Here is a 16,862-nt window from a genome sequence, read left to right as displayed (position 1 = left end):
AACCCGAGCCGGTAGCAAGGATGAATGGGCACTTGCATCACGCTCTGCCAATGCTGGCAAAGGTGGCCTGGGTATGCTCGGCCAGGGTCGTTGCCGCCAGTTCCACCTCCAGCCCACGCCGTCCAGCGCTCACATGGATAGTCGCAAAACGCTGCGCCGCCTCGTCGATGAAGGTGCGCAGACGTTTCTTTTGCCCTAGCGGGCTGATTCCTCCTACCAGATAGCCTGTTGCCCGCTGCGCCTTGACCGGGTCGGCCATCTCGCACTTTTTCACCCCCGCCGCATGCGCCAAGGCCTTGAGATCAAGCGTACCCACCACAGGCACCACCGCCACCAGCAACTCCCCTTTCTCGCTACAAGCCAGCAGCGTCTTGAATACCTGCTGCGGGTCCAGGCCGAGCTTATCTGCAGCTTCCAGTCCATAGGACGCTGTCTTGGGGTCATGCTCGTAGCTGTGAACGTGATAGTGCGCGTGATGCTTTTTCAGCAGGTCCAGAGCGGGCGTCATACGAAGTTCCGGTGTAAGACAGATCGGCAGCTACTTTAGGTCAATTCCCACATCCCAGCCAAGAAGCCCGTGCGCCCCGCTCTACAATGGGGCGTCACGCTGGCGACCGTTGCCCAAAACGTGACTGACCGTTCACTTTCGACCTTTGACATCAGCGTTTCTTGTCTATATTTTTTCGTTTCTGAATGCCGGGGGTGCACCGTCACGGTGCACCTCATTTCCGCCCAGGACCATCCGGAAGGTCCGGGCCTTGCTGTCGAGCCCCGCGCGACTCACAACAAAAACAACGAGGTCATACATGACAATTGCCCAAGGCCAACCCACGCTGTCCAGTCAGTGCCTGGCCGAATTCCTCGGTACTGCGCTGCTGATCTTCTTCGGTACCGGCTGCGTCGCCGCGCTCAAGGTCGCAGGCGCAAGCTTCGGACTCTGGGAAATCAGCATCATTTGGGGGGTGGGCGTCAGCATGAGCATCTACCTCACCGCCGGGATCTCCGGTGCTCACCTGAACCCTGCCGTCAGCATCGCGCTGACCCTGTTCGCCGGCTTCGAGCGGCGCAAGCTGCCTTTCTACATGCTTGCCCAAGTGTGTGGTGCCTTCAGCGGCGCGGCGCTGGTCTACACCCTCTATAGCAGCCTGTTCTTCGATTTCGAACAAGCGCACGCCATGCTGCGCGGTAGTGAATCCAGCCTGGACCTGGCAGCGGTTTTCTCGACCTATCCCCACCCTTCCTTGTCTACGGCGCAAGCGCTGCTGGTGGAGGTGGTGATCACGGCGATCCTCATGGCCGTCATCATGGCCCTGACCGACGATAACAACGGCCTGCCCCGCGGCCCGATGGCGCCGCTGCTGATCGGCCTGCTGATCGCGGTGATTGGCAGTGCCATGGGGCCCTTGACTGGCTTCGCCATGAACCCGGCACGCGACCTGGGCCCGAAAATCATGACGTTCCTGGCAGGCTGGGGCGAAATCGCCTTTACCGGCGGCCGAGCTGTGCCTTACTTCCTGGTGCCGATATTCGGCCCTATCATCGGCGCCTGCCTGGGTGCTGCCACCTACCGTGGCTTGATTGCCCGCAATTTGCCCGCAGCTCCAACGCCCACGCCTGCGGCAAGCGACGGTCGCCAAGGCGATACGCAAGTCAACTGAGCACGGCAGACAGACCCGCCACGACCCCTATTTTGCAAGGCCAACACCATGACAGACACTCAGGACAAGCAGTACATCATCGCCCTGGACCAGGGCACCACCAGTTCGCGTGCGATCATCTTTGACCGCGACGCCAATGTGGTCGGCACCTCCCAGCGTGAGTTCGTCCAGCATTATCCGCAGGCAGGTTGGGTCGAGCACGACCCCATGGAAATCTTCGCCACCCAGAGTGCGACCATGGTCGAAGCACTGGCCCAAGCTGGCATCAGCCATGCCCAGGTCGCGGCCCTGGGTATCACCAACCAGCGCGAGACCACCGTTGTCTGGGACAAGGAGACTGGCCGCCCGGTGTACAACGCCATCGTCTGGCAATGCCGGCGTAGCACCGAAATCTGCGCCCAGCTCAAGCGCGACGGCTTTGAGGACTACATCCGTGAAACCACGGGCCTGGTCACCGACCCGTACTTTTCCGGTACCAAGCTCAAGTGGATCCTGGACAATGTCGACGGTGCCCGGGAACGCGCCGAACGTGGAGAGCTGCTGTTCGGCACCGTCGATACCTGGCTGATCTGGAAGTTTTCCGGCGGCAAGGTGCATGTCACCGACTACACCAATGCCTCGCGAACCCTCATGTTCAACATCCACACGCTGCAGTGGGATGAAAAGCTGCTCGACATCCTGGGCATCCCTGCGCAAATGCTGCCAGAGGTGCGCTCCTCCTCCGAGGTCTATGGGCATACCAAAAGTGGCATTGCCATCGCCGGCATCGCCGGGGACCAGCAATCGGCCCTGTTCGGGCAGATGTGCGTGGAACCGGGGCAGGCGAAGAACACCTATGGCACTGGTTGTTTCCTGCTGATGAACACGGGCGACAAGGCCGTCACTTCCTCCCATGGCCTGCTGACCACCATCGCCTGTGGCCCGCGCGGTGAAGTGGCCTATGCCCTGGAGGGGGCCGTGTTCAACGGCGGCTCGACGGTCCAGTGGCTGCGCGATGAACTGAAGATCGTCAATGACGCGTTGGATACCGAGTACTTCGCCAGCAAGGTCAAGGACAGCAATGGCGTCTACCTGGTGCCTGCCTTCACTGGCCTTGGCGCCCCCTACTGGGACCCTTATGCCCGCGGCGCGCTGTTTGGCCTGACCCGCGGCGTCAAGGTGGATCACATCATCCGCGCAGCACTGGAGTCCATCGCCTACCAGACCCGCGACGTGCTCGATGCCATGCAGCAGGATTGCGGCCAACGCCTGTCTGAACTGCGGGTTGACGGCGGCGCCGTGGCCAACAACTTCCTGATGCAGTTCCAGGCCGATATCCTCGGCACGTGCGTCGAGCGTCCCAAGATGCGCGAGACCACGGCGCTGGGTGCAGCCTACCTGGCGGGCCTGGCTTGCGGTTTCTGGAGCAGCCTGGACGAATTGCGCAACAAGGCAATCATCGAGCGGGAGTTCAGCCCGCAACTGGATGAAGCGCAAAAAGAGAAATTGTACGGTGGCTGGAAAAAAGCCGTCGATCGCACCCGCGATTGGGAAGACCACGACGTCTGATCACCGTAGGCAATGGCGCAGTCCGCTTCAGGGTCTGCGCCGGATCCACCCTTCGGACTCCACGCTGGTCGTCATCCCCGTCCTACGGCATCATTGCAGCATTTGTCAGGCTGCTCCGAAGGACGTCCATGAATTTGCCTCCACGCCAACAACAAATCCTCGAACTGGTCCGCGACCGCGGCTACGTCAGTATCGAGGAAATGGCGCAGCTGTTCGTCGTTACCCCGCAGACGATCCGCCGCGACATCAACCAACTGGCAGAGCTCGACCTGTTGCGCCGTTACCACGGGGGCGCAGCCTACGATTCAAGCGTTGAGAACACGGCGTATGCCATGCGCGCCGACCAGATGCGTGATGAAAAGCAGCGCATCGCCGAGGCTGTCGCTCGGCAGGTGCCCGATCATGCCTCGCTGTTCATCAATATCGGCACCACCACCGAATCCATCGCGCGTGCCTTGCTCAACCACAGCCAACTCAAGGTCATCACCAACAACCTGCACGTCGCTTCCATCCTGGCGTCCAAGGATGACTTCGAGGTCCTGGTGGCAGGCGGTACCGTGCGCCGTGACGGCGGCGTCGTAGGCCAGGCCAGTGTCGACTTCATCAATCAGTTCAAGGTCGATTACGCCCTGGTCGGTATCAGCGGCATCGATGAAGACGGGAGCCTGCTGGATTTCGACTATCAGGAAGTGCGCGTATCCCAGGCGATCATCGCCAATGCTCGGCAGGTGATCCTGGCTGCGGACTCCAGCAAGTTCGGGCGCAATGCCATGGTGCGCCTGGGCGCCATCAGCCTGGTCGACTGCCTGGTGACTGATCAGACCCCAACCCCTGCCCTGGTACAACTGCTCAATGACCACAAGGTGCGTGTCGAAGTGGTTTAGGTTGACTCCACCGGCGCTGCCACCGTGGGTGTGTCACAAGCCCGCGCCCCTACGGGCTTTTTCGTTAATGTTCATTTGCTTGTCACCTGATCAGTATTTTCTATGAATACGGACTGGCGAGTCGCGTTCGCTTGCGCTAGTATTTTCGGAAACGAACATAAATGTTCACTTTCGATGCAAATTGCTCCAGGAGGCCTCCCCTGTGTCCCAGCCCGATTCGACCAGCGCTCCCGTCGCCGATTGCTATGACCTGGTGGTGATAGGCGGTGGCATCAACGGTGTGGGCATCGCCGCCGACGCTGCTGGCCGCGGCCTGAAAGTCTTTCTGTGTGAAAAAGACGACTTGGCGCGGCACACCTCGTCGGCCAGCAGCAAGCTGATTCACGGTGGTCTGCGCTACCTTGAGCATTACGAGTTTCGTCTGGTACGCGAGGCCCTGGCCGAACGCGAAGTCCTGTTGGCCAAGGCACCGCACATTGTTAAACCCATGCGTTTCGTGCTGCCCCACCGCCCCCATCTGCGCCCTGCCTGGATGATCCGTGCTGGCCTGTTCCTGTACGACCACCTGGGCAAGCGCAAGCGCCTGGGCGCCTCGCGCAGCCTGCGATTTGGCGCGGGCTCCGCGCTCAAGCCGGCCATCACCCGCGGTTTCGAATATGCCGACTGCTGGGTTGACGACGCTCGCCTGGTGGTCCTCAACGCCATGGCCGCCCGTGAACATGGCGCGCATATTCACACCCAGACACTGTGCCTGGGCGCCAGGCGTGTCGGCGCCATCTGGGAAGTGGATGTGCAGCACGCCGACGGCAGCACCCGGACGGTGCGGGCCAAAGGGCTGGTGAACGCCGCCGGCCCATGGGTTGCGCAGTTCATCAAGAACGACCTGAAACTGGACGCTCCTTACGGCATTCGCCTGATTCAGGGAAGTCACCTGATCGTCCCCCGGCTGTATGAAGGCGAGCACGCTTACATTCTGCAGAACGAAGACCAGCGCATCGTTTTCTGCATTCCGTATCTTGATCGTTTTACGCTGATCGGCACCACTGACCGTGAATACACAGGCGACCCTGCCAAGGTGGCGATCACCGATCAGGAAACCGACTATCTGCTGAAGGTGGTCAACGCCCACTTCAATCACCAGCTGCAGCGCGGTGACATCTTCAGCACCTATGCAGGCGTTCGCCCCCTGTGCAATGACGAGTCGGACAACCCGTCTGCCGTTACCCGTGACTACACCTTGGCACTGTCCGGCGCCCACGGTGAAGCCCCCCTGCTCTCGGTCTTCGGTGGCAAGCTCACCACCTACCGCAAGCTGGCTGAATCGGCCATGGCCGAACTCAAGCCGTTCTTCAGCCAGATGGGCGGCAGTTGGACAGCCGAAGCAACCCTGCCGGGCGGTGAGAACATGACCACGCCGCAGGCACTTGAAGAAGCCTTGCTTGCTCGGCATACCTGGCTCGCCCCGGCCATTGCCCAGCGCTGGGCACGCACCTATGGCAGCCGCGTCTGGACACTGTTGGCAGGCGTCGAAGGCCCGCAGGACCTGGGTCAGGCCATTGGTGCGGGGCTCTTTGCCCGCGAGGTGGATTACCTGTGCGAGCATGAGTGGGCAACCTGCCTTGAAGATATCCTGTGGCGTCGTACCAAGCTTGGGCTGTTTACCACGGAGGCGGAACAGAACACGCTCGCCCAGTACCTGGAAAAGGCAACGCAGCGCAGCCACGCCGCCTGACCCAGGTGCGCCGCCTGTCAGCCCATGCTCACAGGCGGTTGTAGGCCTCAATGGCGAGCTCATGGTAAAGCGCCTGCTCCTGGGCATCGAGTTCAGCCTTCAAGGCAGCAGCTTGCTGTAGATAGCCCTGCTCCCCGTGCTCGCCGGCGGTGCGCTCGGCGGCCTCAAGCCGTTCGTGAAACGGTGCCGCTAGCGCCTCGAAACGTTCGCGATAATAGCTGCGCACAAACGACTGCCAGAACTCGCGTTGCGCCAGCGCTGCGGCCAGCACATCCAGACTTTCGCCCGCCAGTACCTGGTCTGCGGCCAGCCTGACCTGCCGACTGCTGACATCGCTGAATTCCGGGTAGTTCATGTAGCTCGGCTGAGCCGGCAACCCCAAGCGACTCGCCAGATTGACCCGATAAGCCAGGTACACCTCGATGTCATCCACCATCGCATAGGGATCGCGTCGCATTTGCTCGATGTGCCGAGCGGCGATGCTATCCACTTGGTCCAGGCGGTACAGCGAACGACCAAGTCGCAAGAGTTCGCGCTCAGTCTGCCCGGCACTCGCCCCAGCCGTATGTATGGCGATATGCGCCCTCACCTCCAGTTGACTGAGCAGCAACAACAAGCGGTCTTCGCAGGTCTGTGGACCTTGGGTCTGAAGGTAGACCGATTCGCGGACATCCGTACTTTCAGCACACAACTCCAGAATGCGCCATATGCGTGCGCGGTAGTACTGCGGTCGCTCGTCGAAATCGTCAGACTCGGCAAAGTCGGCGAGGAATCGGAAGAGATCGGCCGACCCCTCATCGTCGAGCAGTGCGCTCCAGATGCGTTCATAGCGATGGCGTGTCGCTGGCTTGGCCGGCCCAATCCAGCTGTCTCGCAGCTCGTCGTCAATGGACAACTGGACATGGTTGCGCGGGGCGAGCGAGCCCTCGTTTGCAGTGGCGAGTGCTTGCTGACTGGCTTCGTCCAACGGATTGTCGTGCAGGGACAGTTGCTGGATACGGTCACCAAGTATCTGCAGATGCTCATTGACCTCACGAATCTGGTTTTCCCGGATGTCCATCAGGCCGCGCCACAGCAATTGATGGCGCTGCGGGATGTTCATCAGGCCCGTGTTGCGCAGTGAAATCGTACGTAGATGACGCAGGGCAGACAGGTTCGGTACTCGGCCGATCGGATTACCGCTCAAGCTAATGTGCTCCAGGTGGGTCAGCCTGCTCAGCACCGTCTCGCTGTCGAGTTGCAGTACGATCCGATTGTCATCAAGGCGCAGTATTCGCAACTGCTCCAGATCACCGAGGCTGGCCGGCAGCTGCGTCAACTGGTTGCCGCGCAAATCGAGCACCTGCACGTGCGGGAAACGCTTGAGAAATTCGTCGCTGACATGGGTAAGCGCCAGGTTGCGCAAGGCCAATTGCCTTACGTGATTGAAATCGATGTCATCAGGCAGGCCAGGTAGCGTGCCCACCTGCTCACCCTCTATCTGCAGCACATACTCATCGTTCTCGGACGCGACCGTCTTGCGTCGCCAAGCGCGTCGAATGTGGGTGGCCACCCTGCGTCGGCGGCGCCCCTCAATGAAGCCATTGCCCTGGCGCTCCCAGGAGGCGAGGGAGTGACGCAGACGTGCCAGCCGCCCTTCGAGATCGCTCAGGTGATCCCATAGATTAACGTCGTGCTCGGTCAACTGCGCCAGGTAAGCGTCCATCTGGCTCTCGGTCAGTGTCGGGTAGATGCGGTGTATGCCCCGGCGCAGTGCTTGCCGACTGCTCTCGCCCCGCCCGCTGAGGGGATAACCGATACGACCATCCTGGAGTCGGCCAGGCGGGTTGAAGCGACCACCCAGCGCTGTCATGCCCAGCGACTGGGCCGTTTTGCCCCGGTCGGCAGCCGCCTTGTGCAGCAGGTTTTCCCCTAATTCGGCTGTGGAAACCGATGAGCCGCCGAAAGCGGTTTTCTGGGATTCATCCAAGGTTTGCAGCAAACATGCCAGCAGCCCTTGGTCGCCGGCCTGTATAGGACGTGCCTGCAACTGATATCCCCCACTGGTCTGCACGATCACCTCGGTGCGCTGTGCGCCAGCCGGGCCGTGGGAGGCCACCAGCTGGCCCTGAGCCTCCCCCAAGCGTACTTCGATACGTGTCGACTTGGGCCATGGGGATGCTTCATCGATCAGCGCCAGCGCCAGGCGCAGTGTGTCCAGGTTGGCGGCATGCTCATGTTCGAACCCCAACAGCGCGCGATCGATGCGGCTTTCACGCACGGCCCAACGCGCTCGCTCAGCAAGCGGCAGGGGTACCTTGCCGCTCATCAGCGTCGCCAGTTGTTCGGTGGTCGCGCATTCCACGATTTCTTGCGCCAGTGGCACTGACAGGCCGGTGAAGTCGCGAGTGAGCGTATCCACGCCAACGCCTGGCTCGCCCACTGAAAGCGCCAGCGCTTGCTCGACCAACGGCTCGGATGTCGGCCCTTGGCCATGCAGCAGATGCCGTGCCTGCGCCTCCCTGAGCCGTGCTGGCGCCGGCTCCCCGTGCAAACGCAAGCTGCGCAAGTGTTCAGGCGACAGACCCGTGACCTGCATCAGCGCGTCGGCATCCAGGTTGGATACCTGCTCAAGATCGGCGCCAAAACTGCGCATCAATTCACCCGGATGCTCCAGGTTGTGGGCCGACACCGGCATCTTTTTCAGACGCAATCCCCTGTTGCCCACCATGACCGGCGTGAGACCGTCTACCAAACCGATGCGTTCGAGCGTGCCGCCGATCGAGGATTGCGCAGCACCCAGCACCGCGCCGGTGGCCACGACCTGCGCCACATTGAACACATGGGCCAGCGCTTGCTGCCTGTCGCCAATCTGCCAGGCCTCATAACCGTCATAGACTTCGCGCGCGACGTCCACGGCTGCGGCTACGCATAAGACTTCGCCCAAGCCGGGAACGAACAGCGCGGCCAGGGTGAGTACATCGAGGCCCGCCCCTTTCAAGGCAGCGATGCGCTCGTGCCGCTCAAGTTGGGTCAAGTCGCCCGTAGGGACGGCCAGCACTCGGGCATCGTCGATCATTGCATCGAGCAAGCGCTTGCGCAGGGAGGCAAAGACAGAGCCTTCTATTGCGAAATGTCGGCCATCGATAGCCAGCGGTGCAGATCCATCAGGGGATTTTTTCAACTGCGCCAACTGGGCCAGGAACGCGGGCCGCTCGCGCTGGGCAATCAAGCTGGCGAAATACTGTGTGTATCTACGCTCCCGCAGCCGCTTGCCGAGATGCTCGTACAACCCGGTCCAGTCCGCATGCCGCCCGATGGGCTCGGCCGGGTCATCGGAAAACCAGCTTATCAAGCCGTGCATGGGCCCATTGGCCGCTGCGCGAAGCTCAATGACCAGGCAACGCTGAACGGGCTTGCCCAGGACAAATAGCTCGAACGGCTGGAACCCCTGAGTCACGGCCGGTACGGTCGGCTTCTGGGCTATCAGTGGCAGAAGTGCCAGGTAGTCTTGCTCGGTCAACTGCCCTTTGAGCCTGGCCATCCTGACTGCAACATCGAGTGCCGCACGTAGACGCTCCTCGAAAATCTGTTCTACCGCACGCTGGCCAAAATCGGCGGGTGCCGGGGGGCGCGCCTTGGGGAACAAGCACGTACGCAGCTGCTGCTGGTACTGCCCGCCCAGGTCCAACTGCCGGCAGAGGCGAGCAAACGCTTCGAAGGAGAGCGGCAGTACAGTGCCGTTTGCCTCTTGCAAGTGAGCGCGCCGGTGCAGGCCGGGAAAGGTCTCGCTTTCATGAAAGTTATGCAGCGCGGCCACCAGCAGCGATTCTTTGCTGTAAAGCGCCCTCATGGGGGTCTGTAGCCGAGGCGCGGCACTGGGCATCGCAACCTTGTCATGCAGCGCTACCTGGGCGGTGTCTATATTCACCTCACCCAAGCCCCTGGCTCGCAGCGCCTCCTGAAGTAAAGGGCGCGCGAAGGTCTCCAGCCCGGGCAGCGTTTTCAAACGCGCCTTGACCGCCTCGCTCGACAACTGTTCAAGATCGAGCGCCCGGTGGAATGTGCTCAGCAGGTCTGGGTCAGCGCTGGTTAGCCAAGCCGGCAAGGCGTTCGCCACAAATGCATCAACGCAAACGTGAGGTAGTGCATTATCTGCCACGGATCTTCCTCTAGTCTGGAAAATGGCGCAGCAGAACATCGGGCTGTCATGGGCAGGTGTTACATATGGCTAGGTGTACAAAGGTGAGCACTCATTCGGATAACCGAACATAAAAATGAGGGTCATTCGAATTTCCGACCCTGTTGAAAAACTCGAATTAGTTGAACAAGGCTAACGCCCTCGCTTTCAGCGGGGCTAACATGCTTCACGGACCTTGGCACGACTTCTGCTCATATTCATTCAACCGGATGCAACAGCTGCCGTATCCGTTGAACGAAAGAGTCCGCCAACGGCTCCATAAAAAAAACAAACACGTCGAGGAAAATTTGATGCGTATCGTTCGTCAATTGCTGGGCGCCGCCATCGCGGCTGCTGTAATCGCTTCGCCGGCCATGGCCGAAGAACTCACCGGCACCCTGAAGAAGATCAAGGATTCAGGCACCATCACCCTGGGCCACCGCGACTCCTCCATCCCGTTTTCCTACTTGGCTGGCAAGCCAGAGCCTGTAGGCTACTCCCACGACATCCAGCTGGCCGTCGTCGAGGCCCTGAAGAAGCAACTGGGTACCGACATCAAGGTCCGCTACAACCTGGTCACCTCCCAGACCCGCATCCCGCTGGTGCAGAACGGCACCGTCGACCTGGAGTGCGGCTCCACCACCAACAACGTCGAGCGTCAGCAGCAAGTCAGCTTCTCGGTGGGTATCTTCGAGGTTGGCACCCGTCTGCTGACCAAGGTCAAGGACGGTCAGCCGTCCTACAAGGACTTCGCAGACCTGGCTGGCAAGAACGTAGTGACCACCGCAGGCACGACCTCCGAGCGCATCCTCAAGGCCATGAACGCCGACAAGCAGATGAAGATGAACGTGATCTCCGCCAAGGACCACGGTGAAGCCTTCAACATGCTCGAGAGCGGCCGCGCCGTGGCCTTCATGATGGACGACGCGCTGCTGGCTGGCGAAATGGCCAAGGCTCGCAAGCCGTCGGACTGGGTCATCACCGGTACGCCGCAATCTTATGAAATCTACGGTTGCATGGTGCGCAAGGGTGATGAGCCCTTCAAGAAGGCCGTGGATGACGCGATTGTTGGCTACTTCAAGTCCGGTGAAGTCAACAAGAGCTACGACAAGTGGTTCCAACAGCCAATCCCACCAAAAGGGCTGAACCTGCAGTTCCCGATGAGCGACGAGCTCAAGAAGCTGATCGCCGAGCCGACCGACAAGGCGGCGGACGAGAAGAAATCCTGACCCCCAGCCTGGAGCCTGCCGCGCTGCAAGGCGCGAATTAAACCGGCAGGCTCCCCGTTAGTGTCTAACCTTTCATCCGAGGGCAGTTTGCCCTCGGAAGCTGGAAGGTGCCCGTGAAACAATCGTCTGAGGGGAAATCCCGATGAATTACAACTGGGACTGGGGCGTATTCTTCAAGTCCACTGGCGTGGGCAGCGAAACCTATCTGGACTGGTACATCACCGGCCTGGGGTGGACCATCGCCATCGCCATTTCCGCCTGGATCATCGCCTTGCTGCTGGGGTCGATCCTGGGCGTGATGCGTACCGTGCCGAACCGGCTCGTTTCCGGTATCGCCACCGCTTACGTCGAACTGTTCCGCAACGTGCCTTTGCTGGTGCAGCTGTTCATCTGGTACTTCCTGGTGCCGGACCTGCTGCCAGAGGGGCTGCAGGAATGGTTCAAGCAGGACTTGAACCCGACTACGTCGGCCTTGATCAGTGTGGTCGTGTGCCTGGGCCTGTTCACCGCCGCACGGGTTTGCGAACAGGTACGCACCGGCATCCAGGCCCTGCCACGTGGCCAGGAATCGGCAGCGCGGGCGATGGGCTTCAGCCTGTCGCAGATCTACACCAATGTGCTGCTGCCACAGGCCTTCCGCATCATCATCCCGCCACTTACCTCCGAATTCCTGAACGTGTTCAAGAACTCCTCGGTGGCGTCGCTGATCGGCCTGATGGAACTGCTGGCGCAAACCAAGCAGACCGCCGAGTTCTCGGCCAACCTGTTCGAAGCGTTCACCTTGGCCACGTTGATCTACTTCACCCTCAACATGGGCCTGATGCTGCTCATGCGCGTCGTCGAGAAGAAAGTGGCCGTACCTGGCCTGATCTCTGTAGGGGGCAAGTAAATGGACCTGGATTTCAGCGAAATCATCCCCGCCCTGCCCGCCCTCTGGGATGGCATGGCCATGACCCTGCAACTGATGGTGATGGGCGTCATCGGCGGCATCGTGCTGGGCACCCTGCTGGCGCTGATGCGCCTGTCGTCAAATAAACTGCTGTCCAGGTTGGCCGGCGCCTACGTCAACTATTTCCGCTCTATCCCCTTGCTGCTGGTGATCACCTGGTTCTACCTGGCGGTGCCGTTCGTGCTGCGCTGGATCACCGGACAGGACACGCCTGTGGGGGCCTTCACCTCCTGCGTGGTCGCCTTCATGATGTTCGAGGCGGCCTACTTCTGCGAAATCGTGCGTGCCGGTGTGCAATCGATCTCCAAAGGCCAGATGGGCGCAGCCCAGGCATTGGGCATGACTTATGGCCAGACCATGCGCCTGATCATCCTGCCCCAGGCGTTCCGCAAGATGACACCGTTGCTGCTGCAGCAAAGCATCATCCTGTTCCAGGACACGTCCCTGGTCTACACGGTAGGCCTGGTCGACTTCCTCAACTCGGCACGCTCCAACGGCGACATCATCGGGCGCTCCCATGAGTTCCTGATCTTCGCCGGCGTCGTGTACTTCATTATCAGCTTCTCCGCTTCGTGGCTGGTCAAGCGCCTGCAAAAAAGGATCACCGTATGATTTCCATCAAGAACGTCAACAAGTGGTACGGGGACTTCCAGGTGCTGACCGACTGCAGCACCGAGGTCAAGAAAGGTGAGGTGGTGGTGGTGTGCGGGCCTTCGGGGTCGGGCAAGTCCACCCTGATCAAGTGTGTGAACGCGCTGGAGCCTTTCCAGAAAGGTGACATCGTGGTCGACGGCACTTCGATCGCCGATTCCAAGACCAACCTGCCCAAACTGCGCTCGCGCGTGGGCATGGTCTTCCAGCATTTCGAGCTGTTCCCCCACCTGACCATCACCGAAAACCTGACCATTGCCCAGCGCAAGGTATTGGGCCGCAGTGAAGCCGAAGCCACCAAGAAGGGCCTGGCCCTGCTCGACCGCGTCGGCTTGAGTGCCCACGCCAAGAAGCACCCCGGTCAGTTGTCCGGCGGCCAGCAGCAACGGGTCGCCATCGCGCGGGCATTGTCCATGGACCCGATCGTCATGCTGTTCGACGAACCCACTTCGGCCCTGGACCCGGAGATGGTCAACGAAGTGCTGGACGTGATGGTCGAGCTTGCCCACGAAGGCATGACCATGATGTGCGTGACCCACGAAATGGGCTTTGCCCGCAAAGTGGCCAACCGCGTGATTTTCATGGACAAGGGGCACATCATCGAGGATTGCCAGAAGGAAGACTTCTTCGGCAACCCCGAAGGCCGTCACGAACGCACCCAGCACTTCCTGAGCAAGATCCTTCAGCACTGATCCTGCCTCATCGAGCCGCTCGGCCCCGCCGCCCTACCGGGCAGCGGGCGCTGGCCGTGACGAGGTCACTGTGATGAAATGCGACCCCTCGCTCTTGTTACCTGCCAAGCCTGCCGTGAAAGCCCGCCTTGTTCGCCAACTGCTGTTACCCCCGCTGGTCATCCTGCTGATGATCGGGCTGGGCATGGCCGGGTTCCTGATCAGCGAGAGCAACGGCATACGCGTGCTCAGTGAAAATGGCGAGCGCCAGTTGGAATTGCATGCGCGTACGGTCGAAAGCGAGATCAGCAAGTACACCTACCTTCCCAGCCTGCTGGAACTCGAAGACAGCGTGTCGCACCTGCTGACCGACCCTGATGGTGGCTCACGGCAAACCGTCAACGAATACCTCGAAGGCCTCAACCGGCGCAGCCGCAGCCGTGCGATCTTCGTGCTCGATACCCAAGGGCGGGTGCAGGCCACCAGCAACTGGCGCGATACCGACTCGTTCCTGGGCGAGGACCTGTCGTTTCGCGCGTATTTCCAGACCGCCGTGCGTGGCGAACCTGGGCGCTTCTACGGCATCGGCAGCACCACGGGCGAAGCCGGCTACTACCTGGCCCATGGGCTCGAGGAGCACGGCAAAATCATCGGCGTGGCCGTGATCAAGGTGCGTCTCGATACCTTGGAGGAACGTTGGCAGCGCGCCCGCCTGGAAGCGTTCGTCAGCGACGAGAACGGGATCATCATTCTTTCCAGCGATCCGGCTCGACGCCTGAAGTCGGTGCGTCCACTGACCCCGCAAACCAAGGAGCGCCTGGCGCGCAGCCTGCAATACTACTGGTGGCCGCTTAATGAGCTAGAACCGCTGGGGCGCGAGACCCTGGCCGACGGGGTAGAAAAGCTGACCTTCCCGGCCAACAGCGAAACGGCCCAGGGCAACCCCCATGAGGTGGCCTACCTGGCCCAGACACGTCGCCTGGTCGATACACCCTGGCACTTCACGCTGCTCACGCCGCTTCAGGACCTGCGCCGCGAGTCCATGGTGCAGGGCATCCTGGTCGGTGTGGCGTTTGCCTTGCTGACCATTCTGGGCATCGCCTGGAACGAGCGACGCAAAGTCATCGCTACCCGCCTGGCAGCCCGCGAGGCGCTGGAGCAAGCCAATAGCCAGCTCGAGCGCCGCATCGCCGAGCGTACGGCCGACCTGCGGGCCAGCAACGAACGGCTCAAGGGGCAGATACGCGAGCGCCGTCATGCCGAGCAGACCCTGCGCCAGGCGCAAGACGAACTGGTTCAGGCTGGCAAGCTGGCAGCCATCGGGCAGATGTCCACCAGTATCGCCCACGAACTCAATCAACCCTTGGCGGCGCTGCGTACCTTGTCGGGCAACACCGTTCGGTTCATCGAACGCGGCGCACTGGAGACCGCCAGTACCAACCTGCGTACCATCAATGGCCTGGTCGACCGCATGGGCCGCATCACCGCCAGCCTGCGTTCATTCGCCCGACGCAGTGACGACAGCGGCCAGGCCGCGGTGGCCAAGGCGGTCGAAGCCAGCCTGCAGGTGCTGGCAGAACGGATCAACAGCAGCCACCTGCAGGTGCACCGCCATTACCAGGACCTGCAGTTGGCCATCGACCAGACCCGGCTGGAGCAGATCCTGGTCAACCTCATCGGCAACGCCTTGGATGCCATGGCTGTCCAGCCTCAACCAGCCTTATGGCTCGAAGGTGAACTGCAGGGGGACAAATACCGCTTGCAGGTGCGCGACAACGGCCATGGCATCGATCCAGAGGCACGCAAGCATCTTTTCGAACCGTTCTTCACCACCAAGCCGGGCGACAATGGCCTTGGCCTGGGCCTGACCCTTTCGGCCAGCCTTGCTGCGGCCGCCAAGGGCAGCCTCAGTGTCGAGCACCCTGCCAGCGGCGGCACAGCTTTCGTGCTGATCCTGCCCTTGGCCTCCACCCCCAGCGAATCGGCAGACTCTCCATGACCCAAGTGCCCCTTACCGTTCTGATCGTCGAAGACGACCCCCATGTCCTTCTTGGCTGCCAGCAGGCACTGGCGCTGGAGGACATCGGTTGCGAAGGCGTAGGCAGTGCCGAACAGGCGCTCGAGCGCATTGGCGATGACTTTGCCGGCATCGTGGTCAGCGACATTCGCCTGCCGGGTATCGACGGCCTGGAACTGCTCAACCGTCTCAAGGCGCGTGACCGCAGCCTGCCGGTGGTATTGATCACCGGGCACGGTGATATCGACATGGCCGTCGGCGCCATGCGCAACGGCGCGTATGACTTCATGGAAAAGCCCTTCTCCCCCGAGCGGCTGGTCGATGTGGTGCGCCGTGCGCTCGAGCAACGCGGCCTGTCCCGCGAAGTCTCGGCGCTGCGCCGCCAGCTTGCCGGACAGAGCAGCCTGGAGGGGCGCATCATCGGTCGTTCGCCCGCCATGCAGCACCTGCGCGAACTGATCGCCAACGTGGCCGATACCTCCGCCAATGTGCTGATCGAGGGTGAGACAGGCACCGGCAAGGAACTGGTGGCCCGCTGCCTGCACGACTTCAGCCGTCGCCAGGGCCAGCCCTTCGTGGCATTGAACTGCGGTGGCTTGCCGGAGAACTTGTTCGAAAGCGAGATTTTCGGCCATGAAGCCAACGCCTTCACCGGTGCTGGCAAACGGCGTATCGGCAAGATCGAGCACGCCAACGGCGGCACGCTGTTTCTCGATGAAGTGGAAAGCATGCCGATCAACCTTCAGATCAAACTGTTGCGGGTGCTCCAGGAGCGCACCCTGGAACGGCTCGGCTCGAACCAGAGCATTCCAGTGGATTGCCGGCTCATCGCGGCGACCAAGGCCGACCTCGACAGCCTGGGTCAGAGCGGGCAGTTTCGCAGCGACCTGTATTACCGCCTGAACGTGGTGACCCTCGAACTGCCACCGCTGCGCGAACGCCGCGAAGACATCCTGCAGCTGTTCGAACACTTCCTGCAGCAATCGGCGCTGCGGTTCGACCGGGAGACGCCCACCCTGGACAGCCAGACACTGTCACGGCTGATGGCCCATGACTGGCCGGGCAACGTGCGCGAACTGCGCAATGTGGCCGAACGCTATGCACTAGGGCTGCCCGCGTTCAAGAAAGGCCCCACGGGCACCAGCAGCCAAGGGCTGGGCTTTGCCGAGGCCGTGGAGGCCTTCGAGCGCAACCTGCTCAGTGACGCCTTGCAGCGCACCGGGGGCAACCTGAGCCAGGCGAGCCAGGAGTTGGGCATGGCGAAGACCACGTTGTTCGACAAGGTCAAGAAATACGGTCTGGGTTGATGGACCGAGGCGCCGCAATGGATCAGTCAATGGGCAAGGCACAGTCGACAGCGGCGG

The 16,862-nt window shown here is 61.4% G+C and carries 12 protein-coding genes; 10 read left to right on the top strand and 2 right to left on the bottom strand.

All coding sequences use genetic code 11. The features are described 5' to 3' along the window. Positions 1 to 37: 37 nt before the first annotated feature. The gene (gene ybaK, locus FS767_RS14185) at positions 38 to 508 is read right to left on the bottom strand and encodes a Cys-tRNA(Pro) deacylase (RefSeq protein ID WP_144966357.1); all 471 of its coding nucleotides are present in this window, start codon (positions 506 to 508) and stop codon (positions 38 to 40) included. A gap of 298 nt (positions 509 to 806) precedes the next feature. Between ybaK and FS767_RS14180 the strand changes: the two genes are divergently transcribed. The 4 genes from FS767_RS14180 to glpD all read left to right on the top strand — a co-directional run bounded on the left by FS767_RS14180 (position 807) and on the right by glpD (position 5,822). After that, positions 807 to 1,658, top strand: a complete 852-nt coding sequence (locus FS767_RS14180; RefSeq protein ID WP_144966355.1) for an MIP/aquaporin family protein — start codon at positions 807 to 809, stop codon at positions 1,656 to 1,658. Between the two features lie 48 nt (positions 1,659 to 1,706). Next, positions 1,707 to 3,206 (top strand): glycerol kinase GlpK, encoded by a 1,500-nt coding sequence (gene glpK, locus FS767_RS14175; RefSeq protein ID WP_144966353.1) that lies wholly within the window; start codon positions 1,707 to 1,709, stop codon positions 3,204 to 3,206. A 128-nt stretch (positions 3,207 to 3,334) separates the two neighbouring features. After that, a complete protein-coding gene (locus FS767_RS14170) occupies positions 3,335 to 4,090 on the top strand; it encodes a DeoR/GlpR family transcriptional regulator (RefSeq protein WP_144966351.1) in 756 nt (251 codons plus the stop codon). A 202-nt stretch (positions 4,091 to 4,292) separates the two neighbouring features. Continuing rightward, the gene (gene glpD, locus FS767_RS14165; protein ID WP_144966349.1) at positions 4,293 to 5,822 is read left to right on the top strand and encodes a glycerol-3-phosphate dehydrogenase; all 1,530 of its coding nucleotides are present in this window, start codon (positions 4,293 to 4,295) and stop codon (positions 5,820 to 5,822) included. Between the two features lie 28 nt (positions 5,823 to 5,850). Here the strand turns inward: glpD and FS767_RS14160 are convergent, their stop codons facing one another. Continuing rightward, positions 5,851 to 9,909, bottom strand: coding sequence for an NEL-type E3 ubiquitin ligase domain-containing protein (locus FS767_RS14160; RefSeq protein ID WP_256674271.1), 4,059 nt, complete (start codon positions 9,907 to 9,909; stop codon positions 5,851 to 5,853). A gap of 383 nt (positions 9,910 to 10,292) precedes the next feature. On the opposite strand from FS767_RS14160, the gene FS767_RS14155 reads away from it, so the two are divergent. From FS767_RS14155 to FS767_RS14130, 6 genes are all read left to right on the top strand, one after another. Continuing rightward, complete coding sequence (locus FS767_RS14155) at positions 10,293 to 11,210, top strand: glutamate/aspartate ABC transporter substrate-binding protein (RefSeq protein ID WP_144966345.1); 918 nt, start codon at positions 10,293 to 10,295, stop codon at positions 11,208 to 11,210. Positions 11,211 to 11,352: 142 nt separating this feature from the next. Beyond that, the gene (locus FS767_RS14150; RefSeq protein WP_058605186.1) at positions 11,353 to 12,099 is read left to right on the top strand and encodes an amino acid ABC transporter permease; all 747 of its coding nucleotides are present in this window, start codon (positions 11,353 to 11,355) and stop codon (positions 12,097 to 12,099) included. Continuing rightward, entirely contained in the window at positions 12,100 to 12,771 is a 672-nt protein-coding gene (locus FS767_RS14145; protein ID WP_023535230.1) for an amino acid ABC transporter permease, read from the top strand. Next, a complete protein-coding gene (locus FS767_RS14140; protein WP_058605188.1) occupies positions 12,768 to 13,502 on the top strand; it encodes an amino acid ABC transporter ATP-binding protein in 735 nt (244 codons plus the stop codon). The genes FS767_RS14145 and FS767_RS14140 overlap by 4 nt, the downstream gene beginning before the upstream one ends. 73 nt (positions 13,503 to 13,575) lie before the next feature. Beyond that, the gene (locus tag FS767_RS14135; RefSeq protein ID WP_144966343.1) at positions 13,576 to 15,480 is read left to right on the top strand and encodes an ATP-binding protein; all 1,905 of its coding nucleotides are present in this window, start codon (positions 13,576 to 13,578) and stop codon (positions 15,478 to 15,480) included. Next, positions 15,477 to 16,805 (top strand): sigma-54 dependent transcriptional regulator, encoded by a 1,329-nt coding sequence (locus FS767_RS14130; protein ID WP_144966341.1) that lies wholly within the window; start codon positions 15,477 to 15,479, stop codon positions 16,803 to 16,805. The genes FS767_RS14135 and FS767_RS14130 overlap by 4 nt, the downstream gene beginning before the upstream one ends. Positions 16,806 to 16,862: the final 57 nt, after the last annotated feature.

Origin of the sequence: Pseudomonas sp. DE0010 (assembly GCF_007680745.1) — a bacterium.
Taxonomy (GTDB): Bacteria; Pseudomonadota; Gammaproteobacteria; order Pseudomonadales; family Pseudomonadaceae; genus Aquipseudomonas; species Aquipseudomonas parafulva_B.
This window is presented reverse-complemented; position numbering and strand designations above follow the sequence as displayed.